General features: G+C 70.2%; 22 protein-coding genes, 1 pseudogene and 1 riboswitch. Of the genes and pseudogenes, 5 read left to right on the forward strand and 18 right to left on the reverse strand.

The genetic code is table 11. From position 1 onward, the window contains the following. The first annotated feature begins 22 nt into the window (after positions 1 to 22). Positions 23 to 2,071 carry a substrate-binding domain-containing protein gene (locus CSR00_RS02120; RefSeq protein WP_099020750.1) on the forward strand — a complete coding sequence of 683 codons (2,049 nt, stop codon included), beginning with the start codon at positions 23 to 25 and terminating at the stop codon, positions 2,069 to 2,071. Positions 2,072 to 2,192: 121 nt separating this feature from the next. On the opposite strand, the gene gcvP is transcribed toward CSR00_RS02120, so the two are convergent. From gcvP to secA2, 12 genes and pseudogenes are all read right to left on the reverse strand, one after another. Then, positions 2,193 to 5,057, reverse strand: coding sequence for an aminomethyl-transferring glycine dehydrogenase (gcvP, locus tag CSR00_RS02125; RefSeq protein ID WP_099020751.1), 2,865 nt, complete (start codon positions 5,055 to 5,057; stop codon positions 2,193 to 2,195). Positions 5,058 to 5,234: 177 nt separating this feature from the next. Further along, positions 5,235 to 5,333: riboswitch (glycine riboswitch) on the reverse strand. A gap of 43 nt (positions 5,334 to 5,376) precedes the next feature. Continuing rightward, a pseudogene (locus CSR00_RS02130) lies at positions 5,377 to 5,913 on the reverse strand (MerR family transcriptional regulator); the annotation flags it as partial. Between the two features lie 379 nt (positions 5,914 to 6,292). Beyond that, complete coding sequence (locus CSR00_RS02135) at positions 6,293 to 6,787, reverse strand: bifunctional nuclease family protein (RefSeq protein WP_099020753.1); 495 nt, start codon at positions 6,785 to 6,787, stop codon at positions 6,293 to 6,295. Between the two features lie 106 nt (positions 6,788 to 6,893). Beyond that, positions 6,894 to 7,685: a transcriptional regulator FtsR gene (gene ftsR, locus CSR00_RS02140; RefSeq protein ID WP_099020754.1), complete on the reverse strand. Its 792-nt coding sequence runs from the start codon at positions 7,683 to 7,685 to the stop codon at positions 6,894 to 6,896. Then, a complete protein-coding gene (gene garA / locus CSR00_RS02145; RefSeq protein WP_099020755.1) occupies positions 7,685 to 8,164 on the reverse strand; it encodes a glycogen accumulation regulator GarA in 480 nt (159 codons plus the stop codon). Before garA ends, ftsR begins: the two co-directional genes overlap by 1 nt. Positions 8,165 to 8,307: 143 nt before the next feature. Then, entirely contained in the window at positions 8,308 to 8,703 is a 396-nt protein-coding gene (gene gcvH / locus CSR00_RS02150) for a glycine cleavage system protein GcvH (RefSeq protein ID WP_099020756.1), read from the reverse strand. Between the two features lie 38 nt (positions 8,704 to 8,741). Then, positions 8,742 to 9,467 (reverse strand): DUF881 domain-containing protein, encoded by a 726-nt coding sequence (locus CSR00_RS02155; RefSeq protein WP_099020808.1) that lies wholly within the window; start codon positions 9,465 to 9,467, stop codon positions 8,742 to 8,744. Between the two features lie 60 nt (positions 9,468 to 9,527). After that, positions 9,528 to 9,860: a small basic family protein gene (locus CSR00_RS02160; RefSeq protein ID WP_099020757.1), complete on the reverse strand. Its 333-nt coding sequence runs from the start codon at positions 9,858 to 9,860 to the stop codon at positions 9,528 to 9,530. After that, positions 9,857 to 10,075, reverse strand: a complete 219-nt coding sequence (locus CSR00_RS02165) for a hypothetical protein (protein ID WP_141564218.1) — start codon at positions 10,073 to 10,075, stop codon at positions 9,857 to 9,859. The genes CSR00_RS02160 and CSR00_RS02165 overlap by 4 nt, the downstream gene beginning before the upstream one ends. Then, positions 10,072 to 10,992, reverse strand: a complete 921-nt coding sequence (locus CSR00_RS02170) for a DUF881 domain-containing protein (RefSeq protein ID WP_099020759.1) — start codon at positions 10,990 to 10,992, stop codon at positions 10,072 to 10,074. Before CSR00_RS02170 ends, CSR00_RS02165 begins: the two co-directional genes overlap by 4 nt. Beyond that, on the reverse strand, positions 10,989 to 11,612 hold the full coding sequence (locus CSR00_RS02175) for a CDP-alcohol phosphatidyltransferase family protein (protein ID WP_099020760.1): 624 nt from the start codon (positions 11,610 to 11,612) through the stop codon (positions 10,989 to 10,991). The genes CSR00_RS02170 and CSR00_RS02175 overlap by 4 nt, the downstream gene beginning before the upstream one ends. Positions 11,613 to 11,664: 52 nt before the next feature. Beyond that, entirely contained in the window at positions 11,665 to 14,022 is a 2,358-nt protein-coding gene (gene secA2, locus CSR00_RS02180; RefSeq protein WP_099020761.1) for an accessory Sec system translocase SecA2, read from the reverse strand. A gap of 172 nt (positions 14,023 to 14,194) precedes the next feature. Between secA2 and CSR00_RS02185 the strand changes: the two genes are divergently transcribed. Further along, the gene (locus CSR00_RS02185) at positions 14,195 to 16,105 is read left to right on the forward strand and encodes an ABC transporter ATP-binding protein/permease (RefSeq protein WP_099020762.1); all 1,911 of its coding nucleotides are present in this window, start codon (positions 14,195 to 14,197) and stop codon (positions 16,103 to 16,105) included. A gap of 121 nt (positions 16,106 to 16,226) precedes the next feature. Beyond that, positions 16,227 to 18,107: an ABC transporter ATP-binding protein/permease gene (locus CSR00_RS02190; protein ID WP_176561865.1), complete on the forward strand. Its 1,881-nt coding sequence runs from the start codon at positions 16,227 to 16,229 to the stop codon at positions 18,105 to 18,107. A gap of 28 nt (positions 18,108 to 18,135) precedes the next feature. On the opposite strand, the gene CSR00_RS02195 is transcribed toward CSR00_RS02190, so the two are convergent. After that, positions 18,136 to 19,650: an FAD-binding protein gene (locus CSR00_RS02195; RefSeq protein WP_099020764.1), complete on the reverse strand. Its 1,515-nt coding sequence runs from the start codon at positions 19,648 to 19,650 to the stop codon at positions 18,136 to 18,138. 213 nt (positions 19,651 to 19,863) lie between these two features. Next, complete coding sequence (locus tag CSR00_RS02200; RefSeq protein ID WP_099020765.1) at positions 19,864 to 20,541, reverse strand: TetR/AcrR family transcriptional regulator; 678 nt, start codon at positions 20,539 to 20,541, stop codon at positions 19,864 to 19,866. Positions 20,542 to 20,664: 123 nt separating this feature from the next. Here CSR00_RS02200 and CSR00_RS02205 point away from each other — a divergent pair, with 123 nt between their 5' ends. Further along, positions 20,665 to 21,108 (forward strand): nitroreductase family deazaflavin-dependent oxidoreductase, encoded by a 444-nt coding sequence (locus CSR00_RS02205; protein WP_099020766.1) that lies wholly within the window; start codon positions 20,665 to 20,667, stop codon positions 21,106 to 21,108. Positions 21,109 to 21,122: 14 nt separating this feature from the next. Here CSR00_RS02205 and CSR00_RS02210 read toward each other — a convergent pair whose 3' ends face one another. Beyond that, on the reverse strand, positions 21,123 to 21,848 hold the full coding sequence (locus CSR00_RS02210) for an Rv1815 family serine proteinase (protein ID WP_099020809.1): 726 nt from the start codon (positions 21,846 to 21,848) through the stop codon (positions 21,123 to 21,125). 218 nt (positions 21,849 to 22,066) lie between these two features. On the opposite strand from CSR00_RS02210, the gene CSR00_RS02215 reads away from it, so the two are divergent. Continuing rightward, the gene (locus CSR00_RS02215; RefSeq protein ID WP_245905784.1) at positions 22,067 to 23,254 is read left to right on the forward strand and encodes an RtcB family protein; all 1,188 of its coding nucleotides are present in this window, start codon (positions 22,067 to 22,069) and stop codon (positions 23,252 to 23,254) included. Between the two features lie 45 nt (positions 23,255 to 23,299). Here the strand turns inward: CSR00_RS02215 and CSR00_RS02220 are convergent, their stop codons facing one another. Genes CSR00_RS02220 through CSR00_RS02230 form a run of 3 tightly spaced genes read right to left on the reverse strand, consistent with a single transcriptional unit; the run spans position 23,300 to position 26,388 of the window. Then, on the reverse strand, positions 23,300 to 24,715 hold the full coding sequence (locus tag CSR00_RS02220; RefSeq protein ID WP_099020767.1) for an NAD(P)/FAD-dependent oxidoreductase: 1,416 nt from the start codon (positions 24,713 to 24,715) through the stop codon (positions 23,300 to 23,302). After that, positions 24,699 to 25,898, reverse strand: a complete 1,200-nt coding sequence (locus tag CSR00_RS02225; protein WP_099020768.1) for a cation:proton antiporter — start codon at positions 25,896 to 25,898, stop codon at positions 24,699 to 24,701. Before CSR00_RS02225 ends, CSR00_RS02220 begins: the two co-directional genes overlap by 17 nt. Before the next feature lie 7 nt (positions 25,899 to 25,905). Next, complete coding sequence (locus tag CSR00_RS02230; RefSeq protein ID WP_099020769.1) at positions 25,906 to 26,388, reverse strand: cation:proton antiporter regulatory subunit; 483 nt, start codon at positions 26,386 to 26,388, stop codon at positions 25,906 to 25,908.

A 26,388-nucleotide genomic window follows, 5' to 3' on the forward strand; every position in this document is an offset into this window, starting at 1 on the left:
ATGGGTACGGGAGTGATCAGGCGTGGGTAGGCACAGCATGCCCGGCCCCGACGACCCCAACGATCCCAACGACCCCAACAACGGCAGCGACGGCGGCCCCTCCGAGGACCGGACCGAGCAGTTCCGCCGCCCCGACGACGAGTACGACGGCGATTATGACGACCGGTATGACGACCGGTACGACGGCGACTACGACGACCAGTACGACGACCAGTACGACGGCCAGTACGACGGCCAGTACGACGGCGACTACGACGATGAGACCCACGGCGGCACCGGGCACGGCGCCGACTTCGAGGATCGATCCGGCCCGCCGCCCAGCCGCCCGGTCTCCGGCGGTCACCGCAACGAAGGGGAATGGACCGGCAGCCACCGGGTGGCCACACCCGGGCGGCGCGGCGTCAGCGTCGGCGTGATCGTCGCGCTGGTCAGCGTCGTGGTGATCGTGGCGGCCGTCATCCTGTGGCGCTTCTTCGGCGAGGCGTTGTCCAACCGTTCCGACGTCGCCGCGGGGCGCTGCCTGGAGGGCGACCTGCCCGTCGCCGTGCTCGCGGACCCGGCCGTGGCCGAGCCCCTGCAGCAGGCCGCCCAGCGCTTCAACGAGACCGCCGACCCGGTGGGTGACCACTGCGTGGTCATCACCGTCAAGTCCGCCGACTCCGGCGCGGTCGTCGACGGTCTGCTCGGGACCTGGCCCGCCGAGCTCGGCGACAAGCCCGCGCTGTGGATCCCGGCCAGCACGCTGTCCACGGCCCGGCTGCAGACCGCCGCCCCCACCGAGATGATCGACGGCGACCCCCGGTCGCTGGTCACCTCCCCGGTGGTCCTCGCGGTCAGCCCCGAGCTCAAGCAGGCGCTGGGGCCGCAGGACTGGGCCGCGCTGCCCGGACTTCAGAGCGATCCCGCGGCGCTGGACCAGATGAATCTCCCCGGCTGGGGATCGCTGAGGCTGGCCCTGCCCACCAGCGGTGACAGCGACGCGTCGTTCCTGGCCAGCGAGGCCGTCGCGACGGCCTCCGCGCCGCCCGGGGCCCCCGCCACCGCCGGTGTGGGCGCGGTCAATCTGCTCGTGGCCGGTCAGCCCGAACTGGCCAACCGCAGCCTCGACGAGGCGATGACGGCGCTGACGGGCGGCGCCGATCCCGCCGCGGCGCCCGTCCACGCCGTCGTGACCACCGAACAACAGGTGATCCAGCGGCGCGGCGCGAACCCCGACAGCAAGGACTCCCTGACCGCCTGGTTGCCCGCGGGCGCGGTGGCCATCGCCGACTTCCCGGCCGTCCTGCTCGGCGGCGACTGGGTCTCCACGGACCAGCAGAGCGCCGCCAGCGAGTTCGAGCGGTTCGTGCGCAAGCCCGAACAGATCGAGGCGCTGGCTAAAGCCGGTTTCCGCACCGAGCCCTCCACCGAGCCGGACGGCGCCGGAATCGACCTGGGTCCGCTGCCGCCGCCGGTGTCCTTCGGCGATCCCGGGGTGCGCGCGACGCTGGCCAACACCCTGACTGCCCCGGCCAACGGCGGTGCGACGTCGATCATGCTGGACCGCTCGTTGAACCTGCCGGCCGTGGTCGGTGCGCTCAACGCCCGGATCGGGGCGCTGCCGGCGACCGCGGCCGTCGGCCTGACCACGTTCGACGGATCGTCGAGCACCACCCAGGTGAACCTGGGCGCGCTCGGCGACGATGTCGGCGGGCAGCCCCGCAGCCAGGTGCTGACCTCCACGCTGAGCGGGCTGAGCTCGTCCGGCGGCGGTGCGGTGTCGTTCACCACGCTGCGCAACGTCTACGGCGAGGCGCTGGCCAACTTCCGTCCCGGGCAGAACAACTCGGTACTGGTGATCACCTCCGGCCCGCACACCGACCAGACGTTGGGAGCCCAGGGGCTGCAGGACCTGATCCGGCAGAGCGCCGACCCGGCCCGCCCGGTGGCGGTGAACATCATCGACGTCGGCGACGACTCGGACCGGCCGACCTGGGAGTCGGTGGCCCAGATCAGCGGGGGCACCTATCAGAACGTGCCCGCCTCCGATTCGCCGGAGATGACCGCCGCGATCACGCAGCTGCTCAGCTAGCCGCTGGCCCGACCCGCCGGCCGTACCGCCCACGCCGCACCGATCGATTCGGTACCCAGATCCACTGCGTGGCCGTTTTCTGGATCTGGCTACCGAATCGATGGCAGCGGGCAGGCGTACCTCAGGCGAACGCCTCCACCGGCGGGCACGAGCACACCAGGTTGCGGTCGCCGTAGGCGCCGTCGATCCGGCGCACCGGCGGCCACACCTTGGGCCGGTAGTTCTTGCCCAGCGGGTAGGCGGCCTGCTCCCGGGTGTAGGGGTGGGTCCACTCATCGGTGAGCAGACATTCGGCGGTGTGCGGTGCGGCCCGCAGCGGGTTGTCTTCGGCGGGCCACTCCCCCGATCCGACCTTGTCGATCTCGGCGCGGATGGCGATCATCGCCTCGCAGAAGGCGTCCACCTCGGCCAGGCTCTCGCTCTCGGTGGGCTCCACCATCAGCGTGCCCGCCACCGGGAAACTCATGGTCGGGGCGTGGAAACCGAAGTCGGCCAGCCGTTTGGCGACGTCGTCGACGGTCACGCCGGTCGCCTTGGTGATCGCCCGCAGATCCAGGATGCACTCGTGGGCGACCATGCCGTTCTTGCCCGTGTACAGCACCGGGTAGTACTCGTCGAGGCGCCGGGCGATGTAGTTGGCCGACGCGATCGCGGTCAGCGTCGCCGCGCGCAGCCCGTCGGCACCCATCATCCGGATGTAGGCCCAGGTGATCGGCAGGATCGACGCCGAACCGTACGGGGCCGAGGACACCGGATGCCCCCCGGGCAGCTCCGGGGCCAGCGGGTGGCCGGGCAGGTAGGGCGCCAGGTGTGCGCGCACCGCCACCGGGCCCACCCCGGGCCCGCCGCCGCCGTGCGGAATGCAGAACGTCTTGTGCAGATTCAGGTGGCTGACGTCGCCGCCGAACTTGCCCGGCCGGGCCAGCCCCACCAGGGCGTTGAGGTTGGCGCCGTCGACATAGACCTGCCCGCCCGCGTCGTGCACCGCGGCGCAGATCTCGGCGATGTCGTGCTCGTAGACCCCGTGGGTGGACGGGTAGGTGATCATCAGCGCCGCCAGCTTGTCGGCGTGTTCGCTGATCTTGGCGCGCAGATCGTCGAGATCCACGTCGCCGTTCTCGCGGCAGGCCACCACCACCACCCGCATCCCGGCCAGCGCCGCCGAGGCGGCGTTGGTGCCGTGCGCGCTGGAGGGGATCAGGCAGATGTCGCGATGCGCCTCCCCGCGTCCGGCGTGGTAGTCGGCGATCGCCAGCAGGCCCGCGTACTCGCCCTGTGAACCGGCGTTGGGCTGCAGCGAGACCGCGTCGTAGCCGGTCAGCGCCGTCAGCCAGGACTGCAGATCCGAGATCAGCCTGCGCAGGCCCGGGGCGTCGGACACCGGCGCGAACGGGTGCTGACGGGCGAACTCCGGCCAGGTGATGGGCTCCATCTCGGCGGCGGCGTTGAGCTTCATGGTGCACGAGCCCAGCGGGATCATGCTGCGGTCCAGGGCGATGTCCTTGTCGGCCAGCGCCCGCAGGTAACGCATCATCGAGGTCTCGGTGCGGTAGTCGGTGAACGCCGGATGGGTCAGGAACTCCGAGGTCCGGGTGGCGATCTCGGGGCGGGCCGGTGCGGCGGCGGCCAGCCCGAATGCCTCGAGCACCGCCGCCACGTGCGCCTCGGTGGTCGCCTCGTCACAGGACACCGACACGTGGTCGCCGTCGACGCGCCACAGGTTGATCCCCCGCTCCTTCGCCGCGGCCACCACCTCGTCGGCGCGACCCGGCACCCGGGCCAGCACGGTGTCGAAGAAGCGGTCGTGGACCAGCGCGTCGCCCAACGCCCCGGCCAGCGTCGCGGCGTGCCCGTGCACCCGGCGCGCGATCGCGGTCAGTCCCTCGGCGCCGTGGTAGCTGGCATACATCGCGGCCATCACCGCCAGCAGCACCTGCGCGGTGCAGATATTCGACGTCGCCTTGTCACGGCGGATGTGCTGTTCGCGGGTCTGCAGCGACAACCGGTAGGCCGGGGCGCCATCGGCGTCCACGGACACCCCGACCAGGCGGCCGGGCAGCTGGCGGGCGTGCTTGGCGTGCACCGCCATGAATCCCGCGTGCGGACCGCCGAACCCCATCGGCACCCCGAACCGCTGGGCGCTGCCGAAGGCGACGTCGGCGCCGAGCTCCCCCGGCGGGGTGAGCAGCGTCGAGGCCAGCAGGTCGGCGCCGACGGCCACCAGGGCGCCGCGCTCGTGGGCCTGCTCGACCAGAGCGGACCAGTCGGTGATCCGGCCGCCGGCTCCCGGCAGCTGGACGATCACGCCGAAGAAGTCGCCCTCGGGCAGGCCGTCGCGCAGATCGGCGGTGACGATCTCGATGCCCAGCGGCTTCGCGCGGGTCGCCAGGATCGCCGCGGTCTGGGCGAACACGTCGGTGTCCACGGCCAGCCGCCGCGACGGGCCGCGCACCGCCCGGTGCATCAACGTCATCGCCTCGGCGGCCGCGGTCCCCTCGTCCAGCATCGAGGCGTTGGCGATCTCCAGTCCGGTCAGCTCGGCGATCATGGTCTGGAAGTTGAGCAGCGCCTCCAGCCGGCCCTGGCTGATCTCGGGCTGATACGGCGTGTAGGCGGTGTACCAGGCCGGGTTCTCCAGGATGTTGCGCAGCAGCACCGGCGGGGTCAGCGTGTCGTAGTAGCCCTGCCCGATCATCGACACGGCCGCGGTGTTGCTGTCGGCCAGGGCGCGCAACTCGGCGAGTGCCTCGTGCTCGTTGGCCGCCGGGGGCAGGGTGTCGAGCCCGGGCGCCGAGCCGGTCGGGGTCAGCGCGTCGAGGATCCCCGCCGGCAACGCCTTGGCGGCCAGCTCGTCGAGGGAGTCGACTCCGATGACGGCCAGCATCGCCGTCACCGCGTCGGCGTCGGGGCCGATGTGCCGGTCGGCGAAGACCGACCCGAAGACGGGCCCGGTGACTGACGAATCGTGCCGCGAGGTGGGGACCATGGGACTCCTAGAGGGCGAAGCTGGGCACACCGAAGAACTCGGTGGTCCTCCCCCTCTGTCGTCGACCCGAGCCGGGCGCCTGAGAGATTCGGTCCACCCCACCGGGCCGGCGGAGACGGGCCTTTCCCCATGGGCGGGCGGACCGGGGAACCGGGCCACCGCTTTCCAGAGGCATCGTGGCCCGGCGCGGTCCGGGGTGCCTGAGAGGTTGACGGAGAGGTGTTGCTCCTTCGGCGCCTGTGGCTGGCGGCCACAGAACTCTCCCGCGCTGGGGCGATGCGCCGTCCAGCTTACCCGGGCGGGGTGTCGGCGGCGTGCCTCAGCCGATCTTGCGGTCGCGGTGCTTGCGGCGGGAGGCGAGCTCGTCCTCCGGGGCGGCGATGGACTCGCCGCCGTCGGCCCGCTCGCCGGGGAAGTCGGCGATCGCGCCGGTCAGTTCGCGCATCGCTCCGCTGACGGCGATGCCGAACACGCCCTGACCGCCCTGCAGCAGGTCGACCACCTCTTCGGCCGAGGTGCACTCGTAGACGGTGGTGCCGTCGGAGAACAGCGTGATGTTGGCCAGATCCTGGACGCCGCGCTGGCGCAGGTGGTCGACGGCGACGCGGATGTTGTGCAGCGAGATGCCGGTGTCCAGGAGCCGCTTGACGATCTTGAGGACCAGGATGTCCTTGAACGAGTACAGCCGTTGGCTCCCCGACCCGGCCGCGCTGCGGATCGACGGCACCACCAGCGACGTCCTGGCCCAGTAGTCGAGTTGGCGGTAGGTGATGCCCGCGATCTGGCAGGCGCTGGGGCCGCGGTAGCCGACCAGCTCGTCGGGGACGGAATCGTCGGGGAACAGCCCGCCCTGCACGCCGGGCTCGACGGTGTCGGCGACCTCGGCCGTCTCGGCCGGCAGCGACTGCGCATCCTCCGGCGTCCGTTGGGCCGCGGCGTCCAGATCCAACTCTTCCTGCCGTGGCTGATCGCCCACCGTAGAATCCTCTCGCCGATCGGTCTCGTCGTCCACGGCCGTCCGTCAGCCGCATCTGTCGCGCCCGAGTGTCCCGAGCATACGCTTGCCGACAGGTCCCTGTTGGCGACCCGGACCTGTTTTTCGCTTCCTCAGTATGAGCGGTCGGGGGGTCGCGTCCCAGCCTCGTTCGGGCGTGTCGGGACGCACACCCCCAGATGAGACGAATCCGTGATAAACGCCGCGCCGGCCCCGGTGCCGCTGTCCCCGCGTGTTTCCCTCAGGTGGCCTTGAAGTCGTCGGGTGACACGCTGTCGAGGAATTCCTTGAACTTCTCCACCTCGTCCTCGCGGACCGGGCCGCTGGCCTCCTCGTCGCCCTCGTCGGGGATCAGCAGGCCGGCCTCGGCCAGCACCGCCTCCTCGACGTAGATCGGCACGCCGACGCGCAGCGCGATCGCCACGGAGTCCGACGGTCGCGCCGACACCGTGATCCCGCGGTCAAAGACCAGGTCGGCGTAGAAGGTGCCTTCCCGGAGATCGACGATCCGCACCTCTTTGAGCGAATGGCCAAGCGCGGCAATGACATCACGAATCAGGTCGTGGGTCATCGGGCGCTTGGACTCCAGCCCCTGCTGCTCCAGCGCGATCGCGGCCGCCTCCGGCTGCCCGATCCAGATGGGGAGGTATCGGTCACCGTTGGCCTCCCGCAGCAACAGCACCGGTTGGTTCTGCGGCTGCTCGACGCGAATGCCGACCACTCGAACTTCACCCATCAGTGTCTGCCCTCCGCACGCATCAAAGCTGCTGGAAAAAGGCGGTGGCAGTGGATCGGTCCGTGACCGAAACCCGAACACCAACCCGTGCGATCGAGTCTAGTCCTCAACGGTGCAGTACGTCTCGCACGGCGGATTTCACCAGCGACGTGTGCAGGGTGATGGCCAGCGCGGCGACCTCCCGTGCGAGGTCGTCGGCGCGGTCGCGGGCCCCGGTCTTGTCGGTCTTGACCAGCGGGCCGGCGATCTGGGCGATCAGATCGGACTGACGGTCGGCGGCCGACCGGAAGGCGCGCAGATGTCGTGGCTCCACTCCGTACTCGCTCAGCGCCAGCGCGCACTGCAGGATCACCACCGAATGCTCGTCGAAGAAGCCCCCAGGCCCGGTCGTGATGACCCCGGCCTTCGTCAGGGCGGTCAGCAGTTCGGCGGCCTCGGCGGTGCCGGCGCCCGACCGCTCGAGCAGGTCCTCGCGGCTCAGTCGCACCTTGGCGGGACCCACCGCCGAGCCGGGCAGCGGCGCGGCGGTGGCGTCCCGTCCGGCATCCGATTCAGTGCCCGGTTCGGTATCCGATCCGGCGGGGCGCACCAGCCGCGGCACGCCGTAGGGCGAGCCGCTCTGGGGCAGTTCCCCGTCGGCCTGGGCGTCGAGCTGTGCCTTGATGACCTTCAGCGGCAGGTACTGGTCCCGCTGGGCAGTGAGGATGAACCGCAACCGCGCACAGTCGTACGCGGTGAATCTCCGATACCCCGAGGCGGTGCGCTGCGGCGTGACCAACCCCTCGGCCTCCAAGAAGCGGATCTTGGAGATCGTGACATCCGGGAAATCGGGTCGCAGCAGGTCCAGCACCGCGCCGATCGACATCCCGTTGAGCGCGGGAGTATCGGGTGCGGTCACTAGCCCTCGGATCCCCCATCGTCGGTCTTGGGGCCCGTCAGGAAGACCAGCCGGAACTTGCCGATCTGGACCTCGTCCCCGTTGGACAGCACCGCCGAGTCGACGGGCTCGCGGTTGACGTAGGTGCCGTTGAGGCTGCCGACGTCGACAACCTGGAACTCGCCGTTCTCCAGCCGGAATTCCGCGTGGCGCCGGCTGACGGTGACGTCGTCGAGGAAGATGTCGCTGTCGGGATGACGGCCCGCCGAGGTGCTGGGCTGATCCAGCAGGAATCGGGATCCGGCGTTCGGGCCGCGCTTGACGACCAGCAACGCCGATCCGACCGGGAGGCCCTCGACCCCCGACACCGTGCCCGAGCCGCTGGTGGCCGCCGGGGCGTCCAGTTCGTTGAGGAAGTCCGCGCGGAAGACCGACGTGGTCTCCACGGTGACTTCGTCAGAGGCCTGGTCGGCTCCCGAGTTGCTGTCCTTGTCCGTCACACGCTGCTCCTCACAGGCTGCTTGTGGCGATATCGCCGGTGAACCGTGCCGCCTTACCGTCGTGCATCGACGTTACCGCGCGTCGGGCTCAATTATGCCCGCCACGGCGCGAAAGGCGGTTCGCTCCGAACCCTAACAACACTTCACTCGGTCAGCGTGGAGCGGTAGGCCTCCGGGTCGAGCAATCCGGCGAGGCCGTCGTCGAGGGAGCCCGCGTCCACCTGAAGGTCGACCAGCCAACCCGCGCCGTAGGGATCGGAGTTCACCAGATCGGGGCTGCCCTCCAGGGCGGCGTTGACGGCCGCCACCTTGCCCGACAGCGGCGCGTAGAGGTCAGAGACCGATTTGGTCGATTCCACCTCGCCGAAGGCGTCGCCGGCGCTGAGATCGGATCCCTCGTCGGGCAGTTGGACGAACACGACGTCACCGAGTGCCGACTGCGCGTAGTCGGTGATGCCGACTCGCACGGTGTCCGGACCGGTGCGGCGCACCCACTCGTGCTCGGCGGTGTAGTGCAGATCGCCTGGGATCTCCGTCACTGCGTCTCTCGCTCCCTCTAGATTTCGCTTGGCTGCCGTCACTTGACTGGCTGAGCGTATTGGGGCGGTTTCGGTTGCCGCAAGGTGGTGATGTCCACGCGTTCGGCCTGCTCGACGCTCATCGAACCGCCGACGCGCTCCACGCTGTCGACGGCACCGCCGGGAATGTTCATCGCGGCCGCCAGCGTGGGCGGATCGCCGATCGCCAGAACCGTGTACGGCGGCGTCAGCGTGTCGCCGTCGACGGCGAGTCCGCCGGGTCGGCCGGCCACCCAGGTGTCCACACCCACCCGCACGCCCTGATCGCCCGCGGTGATCTCGATCGCCTCGGCGCCGGCGGCCCGCAGCTCGTTGATCACGTCGAGCATCGTCTCCGGCGCCACCCCCCGGCGCGGGTCGGCGATGGTGATCGTCACCCCCGGGCCGGTGGCCCCGACGGTGCCGACGAGGATCGACAGCGCCGCCAGCCGGGCCTTGGCGTTGTCGATCGCCGCCTGATCCGAGCTGCCCGACGCCTGCAGTGCGGCCAGGGTGCGCTGCAGCTCGGCGACCTCACCGTTGAGCGCGGCCTCACGTTGCTGCAACGAATCCAGCAGCACAAGCAGATCGGCGGGCCGCGCCGCGTCGAGGGCGTCGCCGGACTCGGTCTGGCGCACCTGGGTGGCGATCGCGATGCCCAGCGCCAGGCACAGCAGCACCGCCAGCGTGCCGAACACCAACTGCGAACGCGCGCGTCCCGCCCGCAGAGTCTTCTCAGGCGGCATCTCGTGGCGTCCGTGCTCGGCCGCCACGGGTGCGCTCCGGTCGTCGTGGTCGGCCACGGCTCAGGCCCCGAACAGCCGGCGGCGAAGGGCGGCGGCGTTGCCGAAGATCCGGATCCCGAGCACCACGATGATGGCGGTGGATAGCTGGGTGCCGACACCGAGCTGATCGCCGAGATAGACGATCAGCGCCGCGACCAGCACGTTGAACACGAACGACACCACGAAGACCTTGGCGTCGAAGATGTGCTCCAGGTAGGCGCGCAGCCCGCCGAACACCGCGTCCAGCGCGGCCACCACCGCGATGGGCAGATAGGGCTGCACCACTTCGGGCACGCTGGGGTGGAAGACCAGCCCCAGCACGATGCCCACCACCAGGGCTGCGATACCGATCATCGAATCTTCCCCTCCGGTCCGGTGCTCAGATCGACGGTGCCGACGGCCTCCACCTCCGCATCAATGGTCGGTTCCACCTCTGTGTCCATGGTCGGTTCCACCTCGGTGTTTATGGTCGGTTCCACCTCCGTACCCATGGTCGGTTCCACCTCGGTGTTTATGGTCGGTTCCACCTCGGTGTTTATGGTCGGTTCCACCTCCGTACCCACGCTCACGGCCCCATCTGTTCGGCGAACCTGACGTCTCGGGTGGTCCCCGCCGGCACGGTCAGCCCGTCGGCGGTGCTGACGGACACTCCGACACCGTAGGACGTCTCCAGCAGCCGCAGGCGGGTCAATCCCGCGCTGCGTTCGAAGGTGTCCCGCAGGCCGTGCGGTGCGCCGATCGCCACGACGGTGTAGGGGCTGCTGATGGGGTGATTGTCGACCAGGATCGCCCCGCCCGCCTGCCGGATGGTCACGTTGGGGCCGATCCGGATCCCGCCGACCGCGACCGCCTCGGCGCCGCTGGCCCACAGCGAATTGACCACCAGCTGCAGGTCGCGATCCAGGATCACCTGCCGGCTGCCCTGCACCCGCTGCTTGGACACATCGGTGAGGTCCGTCAGATTGCGGTCGGCGGCCGGCTCGGTCACCGTCACGCTCAGCCCCGGGCCGATCAGCGGGGTGCTCGCGTCGGCGAGGCTCAGCGCGTCGAGGCGGTCCAGCAGCTGCCGGCCCTCGGTGCCGTCCTGGAGCCGGCGACGCTGCTCGTCGTCGACGGCGGCCGCCAGCTCGTCGCGGCGCTGCGCGAGTTCGTCGTTGGATCCCTCGGCGGTCTGTACGCCGGTCACCAGCCCGCGCTGCACCTCGCTGAGCCCCGGTGCGGTCGAGCGGGCCTGCGCGACTGCCGCGGCGAACACCGCGGCGATCAGCAGCGCGCCCACCAACTGCCACAGCCAGGGGTGCCGGGTGCGGTCATGACTGGCCGCCGCCGCCGCGTAGCCGGGGTCGAGGTGTTCGGAGAGCAGCGAACGCAGCAGCGAGGGCACCGGGAGCTTGCGCACCTGCGCGGCGCGGCCGGCGCTCAGACCCGCCGACGGGTCGTAGCCGCCCAGCGCCCTGTCCCGGTCGGTCTCGTCCCGGTCGGTCACGGCCGGTGCTCTCCCGCGGGTGCGGCGGCTCCGTTCACCCGGGGCAGTCGCCGCACCACCATCGTGAACTGGATGGCGTAGAGCACGAAGGACCACACGTACATGCCCAGTCCCCAGATCAGGAAGCCCCAGCCGATGTCGCCGACCACCCGGCTGGCCAGGGTGTCGAACTGGCCGAGCAGGATCAGGGGGAACCCCGACATCAGCGCGAAGGTCGCCGCCTTGCCGATATAAGTCACCGGCAGCGCCGAGAGCCCCCGGCTGCGCAGCACCGGCAGCATGGCCGCCAGCAGCCCGTCACGGATCAACAGGATGGCGATCACCCACCACGGCACCAGCCCGGCCACCGCGAACGTCACCGGTACGACCACCATGAACAGCCGGTCGACAGCCGGGTCCAGCAGCTCCCCCAGCCGCGAGGACTGGTCGAGGACGCGGGCCAGCTTGCCGTCGAGCCAGTCGGAGGCGCCGGTGAACATCAGCACGCCCACCGCCCACCCGTAGGACTGGGTGAACAGCAGCAGCCACACGAAGACCGGGATCAGAACCAGGCGCAACACGCTCAGCGCGTTGGGCACGGTCAACACCCGGTCACGTGTGCCCCCCGGTGCGGGCGTCATGCCGCCAAACCCTAGTTGATGACCACGCCGTTGATGACCACGCCGGGCCGCCCTACCGGAACACCCCGGGCAGGCTCAGCGCCGACAGCGTGTCGTCCTGCAGCGGGTTGTCGTGCACCATGTAGGTCCACGTCGAGGTCGGGCGGGCCAGCTTGGACAGGTCGAGCCCCGGCTCGTCGGTGAGCACATCGGCGGTTTCGAAGGTCTGCTGGGCGGCCTCCACGGCATCGGCGGCCAGCGAGGCGAACGCGTCGACGGCCATCCGGTGGAACTCGTCGAGCGGATTCTGCCGGCCCAGCGCGCGCAGGTGGATGCTCTCCCGGATGTCGGCCAGGAAGGCCAGATGATCGGCCCAGCCGCGGTCGAGGTGGTACAGCATGATCAGCCGGCAGATCCGCTCCAGTTCCTCCTCGGAGACCGTCTCGGCCAGCTGCTCATAGCGCTCCGGCGCCAGCTCCTTGAGCTCGTCGCGGGCCGTCGCGGTGGACAGCAACGTGTTGCGCCGGTCGACGATGATCGCGCGCTGCTGGGCGATCAGCTGGTTGTAGCGCCAGGTGTTGGCGTGCACGTCGAGCAGCCGCCCCTCGGCGACGCGCTGGGCGTGATCGAGCAGGGAGGCCGCCTTCGGGCTGACGATCCGGCCGTCCTCGTCGGTCTCGTTGGGCAGCTTGCCCGGGTCCAGATGCGAGACGACGACCTCGTCCTCCCAGCTGGCGAAGAACACCGAGGACCCCGGGTCGCCCTGGCGTCCGGCGCGGCCCCGCAGCTGGTTGTCCAGGCGCTCGGTGTTGTGCCGCCCGGTGCCCACCACGTGCAGCCCACCGAGTTCGGCGACCTTCGCGTGATCGGCGGAGTGGTCGTCCGCGTCGGAGCCGCCCAGCCGGATGTCGGTGCCGCGGCCGGCCATCTGGGTGGAGACCGTGACCGTGCGCAGGGCGCCGGCCTCGGCGATCACCTCGGCCTCCTCGGCGTCGTTCTTGGCGTTGAGCACCACCGCGGGCACCCCGCGCTTGAGCAGCCGCTCGTGCAGCTCCTCGGACTCGGCGACGTCGTGGGTGCCGACCAGGACGGGGCGGCCGGTCTCGTGCACCTCGGCGATGTGTTCGATGATCGCGTCCATCTTCGAGGCGGCGGTGATGTAGACCCGATCCACCTCGTCCTCGCGGATGTTGGGGGTGTTCGGCGCGATCGGCGAGACGCCCAGCTTGTAGAACTGACGCAGCTGCTCACCGGCGGCCATGGCGGTCCCCGTCATCCCGCATACCCTCGGGTAGCGGTCGATCAGGGCCTGCACCGTGATGGTGTCGAGCACCTCGCCGGTCTCGGTGGTTTCGATGCCCTCCTTGGCCTCCACGGCGGCCTGCAGCCCGTCGGGCCAGCGCTGCAACTGCGCGATCCGTCCCCGGGAGGCGTTGATCAGATGCACCGCCCCGTCGCGGACGATGTAGTGCACGTCGCGTTGCAGCAGCGCGTGGGCGTGCAGGGCCACGTTGACCTCGGTCAGCGTGGTCGCGACGTGCTCCTCGGAGTACAGGTCGATGCCGCCGAGCGCCTTCTCCACCTTCTGCGCACCGGCCTCGGTGAGGTGGATGTTGCGCCGGTCGGTGTCGGAGGCGTAGTCGACCCCGGGCGTCAGGTCGCCGACGAGCGAGACGATCTCCAGCCGCGGTGTCTCGCGGTGGGTGGTGCCGGCGAGAACCAGGGGCACCAGGGCCTCGTCGACGAGCACCGAGTCCGCCTCGTCGATGAGGGCGACGTCGGGGTTGGGTGAGACCAGGTCGTCGGCGTCGGTGACCAGCTGGTCGCGCAGCACGTCGAAGCCGATCTCGTTGACCGAGGCGTAGGTGACATCACACTGGTAGGCGGCGCGGCGCTGCTCGGCGCTCGATTCGCCGGTGATCCAGCCGACGGTCAGCCCGAGCGCGGTCAGCAGCGGGCCCATCCACTCGGCGTCGCGGCGGGCCAGATAGTCGTTGACCGAGATGACGTGCACGTGGCGCCCGCCCAGCGCGTACCCTGCGGCGGCGATCGCGCCGGACAGCGTCTTGCCCTCACCGGTGGCCATCTCCACCACGTCGCCGGCCAGCATCCGCAGGGCGCCCTGCAGCTGCACGTCGAAGGGGCGCAGCCCGGTGGCGCGCTCGGCGGCCTCCCGGGCGATGGCCAGGAACTGCGGGATGTCGGCGGAGTCGGCGAGGTCCTCGAGGTTGAGCAGCTGGGCGGCCTTGCGCAGCCGCTCGTCGTCGAGTTCGGCGGCCTTGTCCGCGAATTCGGCGGCCGCGCGCACCTCGCTCATCGAGCGGTTCTGGTTCTTCTCGGTGCTGGCGCCCAGCAGCTTCCAGAACCGGCCGGACACCCGCCCCTGCTTGGCGGCGCCGGGCTTGGTGGACGTCTTGGAGGTCTTGCTCACACGACAACGGTACGCGGGCGCCGGTCCGGCTCCGTGCGGGCGGGCGGGACGGCGCGGGACCCGCGCGCCTTCGGGTGCGCCCGGCCTCGTGCGTCATCTGCATCCGACGTCCGGCGCCGCGCGGTAGCTTGCCCCCAGAGCGGCCGCGCGGCAGCCGCGGAGGGGGTGCTCGATGGACCGGCAGGTGCTCACACCGTCGATCGACTGGGGCCACGAGCTGGGACATTCGACGCTGTGGGTGCTGGCCACCTTCGGTGTGACCGCCCCACTGCTGATCGCCGCGCTGCTGGCGGTGGGCCGGCTCACGGTGTGGGGGCGCCAGTTCCGCGAGGTCACCGGCGGCTACTTCACCGGACGCGACAGCCTGCCGGTGTGGGCGATGCTGGCCGCCCTGCTGCTGTCGACGATCGTCGCGGTGCGGATCAGCGTGCTGCTCAGCTACTACGCCAACGACCTGTTCTCGGCGCTGCAGATCGCGTTTCAGGGCAGCGGTTCCGCCGATCCGGGGCTCAAAGAGCAAGGCATCCACGGGTTCTGGATGGCGATGGTGGTGTTCGCGGTGCTCGCGGCACTGTCCATCGTGCGGTTCCTGGCCGATCTCTACCTGGCGCAGCGCTTCATGATGCGCTGGCGGGTGTGGCTGAGCCGGCGGTTGATCGGCGACTGGCTCGATGGCTACGCCTACTTCCGCGGGCAGTTGGCCACCCACCCGATCGACAACCCGGACCAGCGGATCCAGCAGGACATCGACGTGGTCACCGCCGGGGTCGGTGGTCAGCAGAACGTCCCGGCCTACTCCTCGGGCAGCACACTGCTGTTCGGTGCGGTCGAGTCGCTGCTGACCGTGGTGTTCTTCGGGGCCATTCTGTGGCAGCTGTCGGGGCCGCTGGTGGTGGGTTCCGTGACCGTCCCGCGGGCGCTGTTCTGGATCGTCATCGTCTACGTGCTGGCCGCGACGGTCGTCGCGTTCTGGATCGGCCACCCGCTGATCCGGCTGAGCTTCGTCAACGAACTGCGCAACGCGGGATTCCGCTACGCCCTGACCAGGGTGAAGGACTCCGCGGGCGCGGTCGGCTTCTACCGCGGCGAGAACGTCGAACGCGATCTGCTCGACCGGCGGCTGTCCTCGCTGATCGGCAACTACCGGCACTGGCTCAACCGGATGGTGATGTTCCTGGGCTGGAACGCCTCGGTCAGTCAGGCGATCAACCCCCTGCCGTATCTGGTGCAGGCCCAGCGGCTCTTCGCCCAGGAGATCTCCTTCGGCGACGTGATGCAGTCGGCGACGGCCTTTCACGCCATCCACGATTCGCTGTCGTTCTTCCGCAACGCCTACGACTCGTTCGCCGGCTACCGGGCGGCCGTGCTGCGTCTGCACGGGCTGATCGACGCCAACCGCCGGGCCCGGGCGATGCCCCGCCTCGATCCGGTCGACCGTCCCGACGGGGCGGTCCGGTTGTCGGGGATCGACGTCCGCCGGCCCGACGGCCGATCGCTGGTGCGGTCACTGGATCTGAGCCTGGACCACGGCGACACGGTGATGATCAAGGGTCCCTCGGGCAGCGGCAAGACGGTGCTGCTGGAGAGCCTGGCCGGGCTGTGGCCCTACGCGTCGGGGCGGGTGGGCTATCCCCGCCGCGACCGGGAGGTGATGTTCGTCTCGCAGACCCCCTATGTGCCGCTGGGAGACCTGCGCGCGGTGGTCAGCTACCCGCTGCCGGAGGGCTGCGTCGCCGATGCGGACATCCAGCGCACCCTGGTCAAGGTGGCCCTGCCGCACCTGATGCTGCGACTGGGCGAGGTCAAGGACTGGGCCAGGGAGCTCTCCCCGGGCGAGCAGCAGCGCATCGCCTTTGCCCGGGTGCTGCTGAACCGGCCGAAGGTGGTGTTCCTCGACGAGTCGACCTCCGCGCTGGACGGCGGCACGGAGCTGATGCTCTACCGCCTGCTGCGCGCCGAGCTGCCCGACACCATCGTGGTCAGCGTGAGCCACCGCAGCACCGTCGAACAGTTCCACGACCGGCGGCTGGAACTCCTCGGCGACGGCGGTTGGCGGCTGGCCGAGCCCACCGCGCCGCGCTGAACCGGCGCGGTGAGCGCACCCGGCGACTTACAGCGCTCGGTCAGGGTCTGCAAGGTACCTTGCCGGGGTGGAATTGTTCGCACCCTCGCTGGACTGGGGTCACGAGCTCGTCCCGTCGCTGATGTGGATCGTGCGGGCCTGGGCGATCGCCGCGGTCTGCACCCTGATCGTGCTGGTGCCGATAGGCCGGTTCACGACCTGGGGCCGGCAGTTCTGGCGCATCACCGGCGACTACTTCACCGGCCGGTCGAGCCTGCGGGTGTGGCTGTGGCTGGGCGTGCTGCTGCTGTCGGTGATCGTCGGGGTGCGCATCGACGTGCTGCTCAGCTTCCAGGGAAACGACCTGTACTCGGCGGCGCAGGTCGCGGTGCAGGGCATGGCCGCCGACGCCCCGGAGGTCAAACAGTCCGGTATCGACGGATTCTGGACGTCGTTGCTGGTCTTCGCCGTCCTGGCGACCATCCACGTCGGCCGGGTGATGCTGGACCTGTTCATGATGCAGCGCTTCATGCTGGCGTGGCGGGCCTGGCTGACCGACCGGCTCACCGGCGACTGGCTCGACGGCCACGCCTACTACCGCAGCCGGTTCATCGACACCGGCATCGACAACCCCGACCAGCGCATCCAGGCCGACATCGACATCTTCACCGCCAGCACCGGCCCCATGCCCAACACCCCGAACAACACCACCACCTCCACGCTGTTGTTCGGCGCCGTCGAGGCCATCACGTCGGTCATCTCGTTCACGGTGATCCTGTGGAACCTGTCCGGGGACCTGACGTTCCTCGGGTTCACCATGCCGCGCGCGATGTTCTGGATCGGCCTGGGCTACGTGGTGATCGCCACCTTCTTCGCGTTCTGGATCGGCCGGCCGATCATCCGGCTCAGCTTCGACAACGAGCGCTTCAACGCGGCGTTCCGCTACGCCCTGGTGCGGTTGCGCGACGCCTCCGAGGCGGTGGCGTTCTACCGCGGCGAGGCCGCCGAGCGGCTGCAGCTGCACGAGCGCTTCGCCCCGGTGGTGACCAACTACAAGCGCTACATCAACCGGATGATGGGTTTCTACGGCTGGAACCTGTCGATCAGCCAGATCATCGTGCCGCTGCCCTGGATCCTGCAGGCGCCGCGGATGTTCGCCGGCGACATCAAGCTCGGTGACGTCACCCAGACCGCCTCGGCGTTCAGCAGCATCCAGAACGGTCTGTCGTTCTTCCGCAACGCCTACGACCAGTTCGCCGGCTGGCGGGCCTCGATCATCCGGCTCTACGGCCTGGTGACCGCCAACGAGGCGGGCCGCGCGCTGCCGTCGCTGACCGTGGCGGCCAGCAGGGGCGCGCTGGTCGAACTCGACGAGGTCGAGGTGCGCACCCCCGACGGGCAGACCCTGATCGACCCGCTCGACCTGCGGCTCGACGCCGGGGACACCCTGATGATCACCGGCAGGTCCGGCACCGGCAAGACCACCCTGCTGCGCAGCCTGGCGCAGCTGTGGCCGTTCGCCTCCGGGACGTTGCGCTGCCCGCCGGGCGAGAACGAGACGATGTTCCTGTCGCAGATGCCCTACGTCCCCCTGGGTGATCTGCGTGCCGTGGTGTCCTACCCGGCCAAGCCCGGCGAGATCTCCGACGACGAGCTGATCCGGGTGCTCAACAAGGTGGCGCTGCCGCAGTGCGCGGGCAAGCTCTCCGAGGTCGCCGACTGGGCCAAGCGGCTGTCGCCGGGCGAGCAGCAGCGCATCGCGTTCGCCCGGGTGCTGCTGACCAAGCCCAAGGTGGCGTTCTTCGACGAGGCGACCTCCGCCTGCGACGAGGGCCTGGAGCTCACGCTCTACCAGCTGGTGCGCGACGAGTTGCCCGAGACCGTGCTGGTCAGCGTCACTCACCGCAGCACCGTCGCACGCCATCACATCCAGCAGCTCGAGCTGCTCGGGGGCGGCGAATGGCGGCTGAGCAGGGCCGGCGGCGCCGCAGACGGCGGCGGGGCGGTGCCCGAACCGGTCTGATCCCGGCTCCGGGTGGGTTTCCGGGGGGTCAGCGGTGTGCGCGGGCGGCCGCGTGCGCACCGGCGCGGCGACCGAAGAACGACCCCTCGCCCAGCTGCGTCCCACTGGCGTAGCCCCGGCCGTCCTGGGCGATGTTGGCCGCGCAGGCCCCGGCCGCGTACAGCCCGTCGATGACGCTGCCGTCCTCGCGCAGCACCTCCCCGTCCACGGTGGTGGCCAGGCCGCCCATCGTGAAGCCGGAGTACATCGCCCGGCCCAGCGACAGATCGAACACCGCCCACGGGGCCCGGTCCTGGGCCGCGAGGTAGTCCGGCTGTTTGTGGAAGTCGGGATCCTCACCGCGGGCGGCGTTGTCGTTGTAGCGCGCCAGGGTGGCGGCCAGATTCCCCTCGGGAATGCCCAGCGCCGACTCCATCTCGGCGATGGTCTCGTAGCCGTCGAGGAAACGGATCAGCGGCATCTCCGGCATCTGCATGTGTGCCTCGTCGACGATGAGATAGGCCGTCTGGTCGGGTTGCTCCAGCACGAACGCGGAGGTGCGGGAGTGATACGAGTCCTCGGCGACGAAACGCTGACCGTTCTTGTTCACCATCACGCCGGTCAGCAGGATCTCCGGCGGGTAGGCGGCCGCGGTGATGAACACCTCGTCCATGTTCTTGGTGGCCGCGCCCGCCGAGATCCCCATCCGGATGCCCAGACCGTCGTCGTTGGGATTGCCCAGGATGTAGGGCGCGACCAGGCCGTGGTGCTTGGTGCGCCGCGGCTGGCCCAGCGCCGGGGTGTGTTCGGCCACCATCTCGGGGTTCATCGCGAAACCGCCGGCGGCGACGATGACCGCACCCGCCCGGATCGCCCCGGTCTCGGTGAAGTGTTTCCACCGCACGCCGACGACTGAGTGGACGACGGAGCCGGCGTCGTCGGCGGCGCCGTCCACGACGAGATTGGTCACGCCGGTCTCGTAGCGGAACTGCACGCCGAGCTCGTCGGCACGCTTGAGCAGCAGGTCGATCACCATCGCCGCACCGCCCAGCTCGCCGGGAACCGGCACCGAATGGCCGCGCGGGGCGGGCCGGGCCTGCTCACAGAACGGCCAGACCTTCTCGTTTCCGGTGTAGGACAGCCCCTCGGTGCCCGGCGGCACCACCACCTTGCCCGGGTAGAAGCTGCGTTCGAACTGGAACCCGAGGTCCTCGAGCCAGTTGAAGTGTTCGACACTGCCCTCGCAGTAGGCGCGGATCTTGTCCTTCTCGGGGTCGCGGGACTGCGAGACCAGGTACTTGTACATCTCTTCGGGGCTGTCCTGGTGGCCGGTGGCCGTCTGCACGGCGGTGCCGCCGCCGAGGTAGAAATGCCCCCCGGCCATCGAGGTGGTGCCGCCCGCGGCGGCGGCCTTCTCCAGTACCAGTACCCGGGCCCCGGTGGCGGCGGCGGTGACCGCCGCGCACCCTCCGGCGATGCCGAAACCGATGACGAGCACGTCGACCTCGTCGGTCCAGGACGCGATCTCGGCGGCGTCGACGGTGGCGGGGATCTCGGTGCTCATCGCTGCTCCTGTGCTCGGTGGCGCGGCGCCGGCCGGGCTGTGGGCCGGACACCGGTCTGGACACGAATATGCATCGTGTCGCAGGATAGCCCAGGGGCCTACGGATCCGAAGCGCCGCTGTTCGACAGGGCTGAACGAGGACCGGGCGCCGCGGTGAACACGTTCTAGATCCGCGTCCGTCGGCGGCCGGACGCCGTCGCGCAGGTCAGCATCTCAGCGGTCCAGCACGTCCAGCACCGTCCGCACCTGGAGATCGAACAGGGCGCCGGGGTCGGTGAGGGTGTCTTCGCCGTACTGGCCGAAGACCTCCAGGCTTATCGCGCCGATCAGCGTCGCCCACAGCGTGAAGCATCGACCCAGCGTCACGTCGGTGCCCGCGAAGCCGAATTCCTCGCGTAGGGCTGCGAAGTCGTCCCGCAGCGGGGCCGGCGGCGGGTCGCCGTCCCCGGCGACCTCTCCCGAGGCGATCCCCCGCGACACCGCGGTCAGCAGGGCGCCGATCACCCGGGTGCCGGGGCCCACGGTGCGCTCGGCCGGGGCGTGGTAGCCCGGCACCGGGCTGCCGTAGAGCAGTGCCCAGCCCGCCGGATGGGCCAGCGCCCAGCCGCGGGCGGCGCGGGCCATCGCCGAGATGTCGGCGCGCCAGTCGCCGTCGGCGCCCCGGGCCGCCTCGACGGCGTCGGCCAGCTCGGTGTATCCGTCGATCACCAGCAGGGTCAGCAACTCGTCGCGGTTGGCCACGTAGCGGTACACCGCCGAGGAGACCATGCCCAGGTCGCGGGCGATCGCCCGCAGCGACAGCCCGGCCGCGCCGTGCGTGGCGAGTTGGCGGCGGCCCAGCTCGACGATCCGGTTCTCGACCTGCATGCGCGCGTCGCGGCGTTTGCCCATGGCCCCAGTCTCACACAGAAAGAGAGCAGTGCTCTTGATTTCTCCCGGCCCGCGTGGCACTCTCAAATTAGAGAGCACTGCTCTCTGATTTGGGTCCAACGAGTAGGGGATGCGATGAGGGACATGAGGGAAGAGCGCTACGACGAACCGGGCGCCGCCGCGCGCCTGGGCACCGCGCTGATCCGCCGGCTGGCCGAGGTCGGGGTCAGCATCGCCGGCACCCGGGCCCTGCGGGTGCGGGGCCGGCACACCGGCCGGGTGCGTTCGGTGGTGGTCAACGTGCTGACCGTCGGTGGAGTCGACTATCTGGTGTCGCCGCGGGGGCAGACCCAGTGGGCCCGCAACGTCGGCGCGGCCGGGGAGGTCGAGCTGGGGCCCCGCTGGGCACGGCGGCGCCGCCGGGTGGCCGCGGTCGCCGACGAGGACAAGACCCCGCTGCTACGCCACTATCTGGACCGGTGGCACTGGGAGGTGAAGGGTCACTTCGGCGGGCTGACGCTGGATTCCGGGGACGAGCAGATTCGGCGGGTGGCTCCGTCGATCCCGGTCTTCGTCCTGGCCCCCTGAGCGCCGGGCCGGGTTCAGTGCGTCTGCAGGAACTGCGACCACACCACGTTCTTCGCGGTGGGATTGGGGCTGACGTTGATGTCCTCCCGGATCTGGTCGCCGGCGGCCTGCCAGGAGACCGCCGCCGGGTAGGTGCCCCAGGTGCTGTTGAACAGTCCGATGATCACCGCGCTGGTCCCGTCGATCACGTACACCGGCCCACCGGAGTCGCCCTTCTGGCTGACGACGCCGTTGGCCATGGTGAACCACCCGTTGTTGACCCGGTCCACGGTGCCGCAGCTCTCCTTGGTGATGATGCCGAAGTGGCACACCGGTTCACCGGCGGCGGCGATGCGCCCGGGGCGGGACTCCAGCGGCAGACCGCTGGGCAGCACGTTGTTCACCGCGACGTCGTCGGTCAGCAGGATCGCCTCGTAGTCGGCGATCACCTGATCGGTGGTGACCGTCGTACCGTTGGGGGTGTTGTTGCGGAACACCGACACCGTCCCGATCGGACGGCCCGCGGCATCGGTGACCGGCCCGTCCGCCCGGCAGTGCCCGGCGGTGAACGCCACCCGCAGCGCGGGGTCGACGTAGCCCAGTGTGCAGATGTTGGCGCCCTGTCGGATCTCCATGCCGGGATGAACCAGCACGCCCGGGTCCGCGCCGGCCGAGGCCACCGGGTTCACCGAGCCCAGTGCGACGCCGATGACGGCGGCGACCAGCGCGACGAACAGCGATCGGACGCTCAAACGGCGCATGGGCGGCTCCGCTCGGTCAGTGGCCGTCTCGATCTCGGCCGGATCACGTTTCACTGACATATCGGCGTGGCAGATCACGATTGTTACCAATTTCCGTTATATGCGGGTGACAAACCGGTGACTTCGCACACACGAGGCGCGCACACGAGCGGCAGGGCGGGGCGCCGAACGGCCCCTCGCGACGCAAAACCGCTCGACGGCACCGGGAGGATGGATCCGTGACCGCACAACGGATCGAGGGGGCCAAGCTCGTCAACTTCGCGTCGGTGATCGACGACGCGACCGTCGCGCAGGCCAGGCAGACGGCGTCGATGCCGTTCGTCCACCCCCACGTGGCGCTGATGCCCGATGCCCACCTCGGCAAGGGTTCGGCGGTGGGCACCGTGATCCCCACCGTGGACGCGGTGATTCCGGCCGCCGTCGGCGTGGACATCGGCTGCGGGATGGTCGCCGCACGGACACGGTTCACCGAGGACGACCTGACCGGCCGCGACCTGCCGGCGCTGCGCGCGGCGATCGAGGGCGCGATCCCGCTCTCGCCGGGCCACTACAACAGCGACACCCGCCGGTTCGGTTTCACCGCCGACCGGATCGCCATCCTCGACGATCTGGCCCGCGCCGAGAAGGTCGACCTCTCGCACTCCCCCACCTGGCCACGGCAACTCGGCTCACTCGGGGGCGGGAACCACTTCATCGAGCTGTGTGTGGACGACCGCGCCGGGGTGTGGCTGTTCCTGCATTCGGGTTCGCGCGGCGTCGGGAACAAGATCGCCCAGAAGCACATCCGGATCGCCCGGCAGCTGATGCGGCAACGCCGGGTCGCCCTGCCCAACCCGGACCTGGCCTATCTGCCCGGTGACACCCCGGAGTTCGCCGACTACATCAGGGAGCTGAACTGGGCGCAGAGGTTCGCCTACGAGAACCGGGCCGAGATGATGGACCGGTTCCGGCAGGTCTTCGCCGACTGGATGGGGGTGCAGGCCCAACGCGTCGAGACCGAGCGGGTCAACTCCCACCACAACTACACCCGCCTGGAGGAGCACGCGGGCAGGCAGGTGTGGCTGACCCGCAAGGGGGCGGTCGACGCCGGCATCGGGGTGCGCTCGGTCATTCCCGGCTCGATGGGCACACGGTCGTATGTGGTGCGCGGCAAGGGCAACGCGGCCGCGCTGTGCTCGGCGCCGCACGGCGCCGGACGCCGGTTCTCCCGCAGCGAGGCCCGCAGGCGGTTCACCGCCGAGGACCTGGCGGCCCGCATGGCCGGCATCGAGTACCGCCACGGCGAGGCGTGGGTGGACGAGATCCCCGACGCCTACAAGGACATCGACCAGGTGATGGCCGATGCCGCGGAGCTGGTGGACATCGAATACGCGCTGCGCCAGATCCTCAACGTCAAGGGCACCTGACACGCCCGGCCCGCGGCCGGTCTGCAAGGCACCGCCCCGCACCGTCTAGGAGTCGAAGCCCAGGCCCAGCCGGTCCAGGCTCCGCAGCAGCACGTTGCGCTGCCCGGCGTCGTGGTCGGCGCGGTCCAGCGACCACCGGGTCGCCTGGATGCCGGCGCTGGCCAGCGGTTCGGGTGGGAACGGCAGCGGCTTGTTGCGCACCATCTCCAGGCGGGTGCGCGGTGTGGACGAGCCGTCCAGCAGATCCAGGCAGACATCGGCGGCGAAGCGGGCGGCGCCGACACCGAGCCCGGTGAAGCCGTTCACGTAGGCCACCCGGCCGCGGTGCGCCAGACCCCAGTGCGCGCAGAACCGGGTGTTGGTGTCGATCGCGCCGGCCCAGCGGTGACTGAACCGCACGTCGGACAGCTGCGGGAAGGTCAGGAAGAAATGCGCGGCCAGTTTCCGGTAGGTCTCGGGACGGTTCTCGTAGCGTTCGTCGACGCGGCGCCCGTAGTGGTAGATCGCGTCATAGCCACCCCACACGATCCGGTTGTCGGCCGACAGCCGGTAGTAGTGGAACTGGTTGGCCGTGTCGCCCACACCCTGGCGCCCCTGCCAGCCGATCCGTGCGAGCTGCTCGTCGGTGAGCGGTTCGGTGGCCAGCACGTAGTCGTAGACCGGAACCGTGTAGAGCCGGTTGCGTTTGACCAGGCTGGGAAAGACGTTGGTGGCCAGCACCATCCGGTCGGCGCTGATGGTTCCGCCGGGCGTGGTGACCCGCACCCCGGCGGGGCCGGATTCCAGCGCGCCGGCCGGGGTGTGCTCGAAGATCTCGACGCCGGCGGCGCGGCAGGCCCGGGACAGTTCGACGGCCAGTTTCCCGGGATGCACTATGGCGCAGGTCTGTGCGCTGAACAGGCCGGCCAGGTACGTCGGCGAGGCGACCTCGGCGCGCACCGTGGCGGTGTCGAGGAAGCGGCCCTCGCCGGCCTCGGCGGCATCGTGCAGCCAGGTCACCTGGTGGGGTTCGGTGGCCACCGCCAGCATGCCGGTCCGCTCCCAGTCGACGTCGAGACCGAGCCGGGCGATGTCGGCCTGCATCCCGTCGAGGTTCTCCAACCCGAGCTGCTCGAGCCGGTGGAGTTCGTCGGGCCAGCGCGCCCTCCCGTTCTCGGTGCCGTGGGTGAGACTGGCCTCGACGAAGCCGCCGTTGCGGCCCGAGGCGGCCCAGCCCACCCGGTGCGATTCGATCAGCACCACGCGGGCCCCCGGATCACGCTCGGCGGCGTGCAGTGCGCTCCACAGACCCGCATAGCCGGCGCCGACGACGAGCACGTCGGTGTGCAGATCCGACGACAGATGCGGATAGGCGGGCCGGTCGGCGCCCAGGACGTCCAGCCACATCGAACCGAATGTGCTGCCGGCCAGCGACCGGTCGATCAGGCCCGGATCCACCGGACGGTCAAACACTGTCTTCACGACTAGGCAGCGTACGGGCGCGCCGGGAGACCCGCGCCGGTATCCGGCGCGGGGCGGTCCGCCCGCTGAGCAGGGTCGCCACCGGGCCCAGGAACGCCAGCACGAACACATAGGGCATCGCGATGGATTCGATCACCGGGATCGATTCCCCGACCAGGGCGATGATCACCAGGGAGAACTCGCCGCGCACGATCAGCGCGGTGCCCGCGCGCCACTGCCCGCGCCGCGCCACGCCCTCCCTGCTGGCCGCGTACATGCCGGAGACCACCTTGGTGGCGGCGGTGACCACGGCCAGTGCCACCGCCACCGGCAGCATCGGGATCATCGAGGCCGGATCCACCATCAGCCCGATCGACACGAAGAAGATCGCCGCGAACAGGTCCCGCAGCGGGCTCAGCAGGTCGCGGGCCCGTTCGGCGGTCTCGCCGGTGAGCGTCAGGCCCACCAGGAAGGCGCCGACGGCGGCGGACACGTGGACGTATTCGGCCAGACCGGCGACGATCAGCGCGATCCCGAGTACCCGCAGCAACAACAGTTCGGCGTCGGGGTGGTTCAGCAGGCCGGCCACCCGGTCGCCCCAGCGGTAGGCGGCCAGAAACGCCAGACCCAGCGCCGCCACCGCGATCGCGATGCCGATCGCGGCGTTCCACCACCCGCCGCCGGCGGCCAGCACCGCCAGCAGCGGCAGGTAGACGGCCATCGCGAAATCCTCGAGCACCAGTACCGACAGCACCGCCGGGGTTTCGCGGTTACCCAGCCGCCGCAGGTCGGTCAGCAGGCGCGACACCACCCCGGAGGACGAGATGTAGGTGATACCAGCCATGGCCAGCATGCCCACGAAATCGAGGCCCAGCAGCCATCCGACCACCGCGCCGGGGGTGGCGTTGAGAACCAGGTCCACCCACGCCGACGGGAGATGTTTTCGCATGCTGGCGGCGAACTCGCTGGTGGTGAACTCCAGGCCCAGCGTCAACAGCAGCAGGACGACACCCACGGTGGCCCCGGACTGGATGAACTCCCGCGACGCGGGTTCCAGGGGTATTCCACCGTCGCCCAACGCCAGACCGGCCAGCAGGTACAGCGGGATCGGTGAGAGCGACACCCGACGCGCCAGTGAACCCAGAACGGTCAGAACGACCAGCAGCAGGCCGATTTGGAGCAGCAGGGCGACCGAATCATGCACCTGCGCATCAACCCTTGTCGAAAATGTGCTCGACCTGGGTGATGCCCTCGGCCGTCCCGATCACCACCAGGACGTCCCCGGGCGCCAGCATGTCCGACGGGCCCGGCGACGGCAGCACCTCCTCGTCGCGGACGATCGCCACGATCGAGGCGCCGGTGCGGGTGCGCACCCGGGCGTCGCCGAGCGGATGCGAGGCGTAGGGGCTGCCGGGTTCGATCGAGACCTGCCCGGCGTCGAGCCCGGGGACCTCGTGGGTCAGGTCGGCGAAGCGCTCGGCGATGCGGGGCGCCCCGAGGATCTGCGCCAGCGCCTCGGCCTCTTCGACGCTGAGGTGGAACAGTGGTTGGGCCACGTCGGGATCCTCGGCGGCGTAGAGCACCACCTCGAAGTCCCCGGTGCGTTTGGCGATCACGCCGATGCGGTCGCCCGCGGAGTTGTCGAACTCGTAGCGCAGGCCCACGCCGGGCAGCAGCACCTCGTTGACGTCCAT

The sequence above is a fragment of the Mycolicibacterium palauense genome, assembly GCF_002592005.1.
GTDB lineage: Bacteria > Actinomycetota > Actinomycetes > Mycobacteriales > Mycobacteriaceae > Mycobacterium > Mycobacterium palauense.

Excerpts from the sequence above, each read along its gene's own strand:
- CSR00_RS02210 (WP_099020809.1), bottom strand. The coding sequence starts at position 21,848 with ATGCGCCGTTTGAGCGTCCGATCGCTGTTCGTCGCGCTGGTCGCCGCC.
- CSR00_RS02205 (WP_099020766.1), top strand. The coding sequence starts at position 20,665 with ATGAGGGAAGAGCGCTACGACGAACCGGGCGCCGCCGCGCGCCTGGGC.
- CSR00_RS02190 (WP_176561865.1), top strand. The coding sequence starts at position 16,227 with ATGTGGATCGTGCGGGCCTGGGCGATCGCCGCGGTCTGCACCCTGATC.
- CSR00_RS02155 (WP_099020808.1), bottom strand. The coding sequence starts at position 9,467 with ATGCCGCCTGAGAAGACTCTGCGGGCGGGACGCGCGCGTTCGCAGTTG.
- CSR00_RS02160 (WP_099020757.1), bottom strand. The coding sequence starts at position 9,860 with ATGATCGGTATCGCAGCCCTGGTGGTGGGCATCGTGCTGGGGCTGGTC.
- gcvP (WP_099020751.1), bottom strand. The coding sequence starts at position 5,057 with ATGGTCCCCACCTCGCGGCACGATTCGTCAGTCACCGGGCCCGTCTTC.
- CSR00_RS02185 (WP_099020762.1), top strand. The coding sequence starts at position 14,195 with ATGGACCGGCAGGTGCTCACACCGTCGATCGACTGGGGCCACGAGCTG.
- CSR00_RS02230 (WP_099020769.1), bottom strand. The coding sequence starts at position 26,388 with ATGGACGTCAACGAGGTGCTGCTGCCCGGCGTGGGCCTGCGCTACGAG.
- CSR00_RS02135 (WP_099020753.1), bottom strand. The coding sequence starts at position 6,787 with ATGGGTGAAGTTCGAGTGGTCGGCATTCGCGTCGAGCAGCCGCAGAAC.
- CSR00_RS02175 (WP_099020760.1), bottom strand. The coding sequence starts at position 11,612 with ATGACGCCCGCACCGGGGGGCACACGTGACCGGGTGTTGACCGTGCCC.
- CSR00_RS02195 (WP_099020764.1), bottom strand. The coding sequence starts at position 19,650 with ATGAGCACCGAGATCCCCGCCACCGTCGACGCCGCCGAGATCGCGTCC.
- CSR00_RS02200 (WP_099020765.1), bottom strand. The coding sequence starts at position 20,541 with ATGGGCAAACGCCGCGACGCGCGCATGCAGGTCGAGAACCGGATCGTC.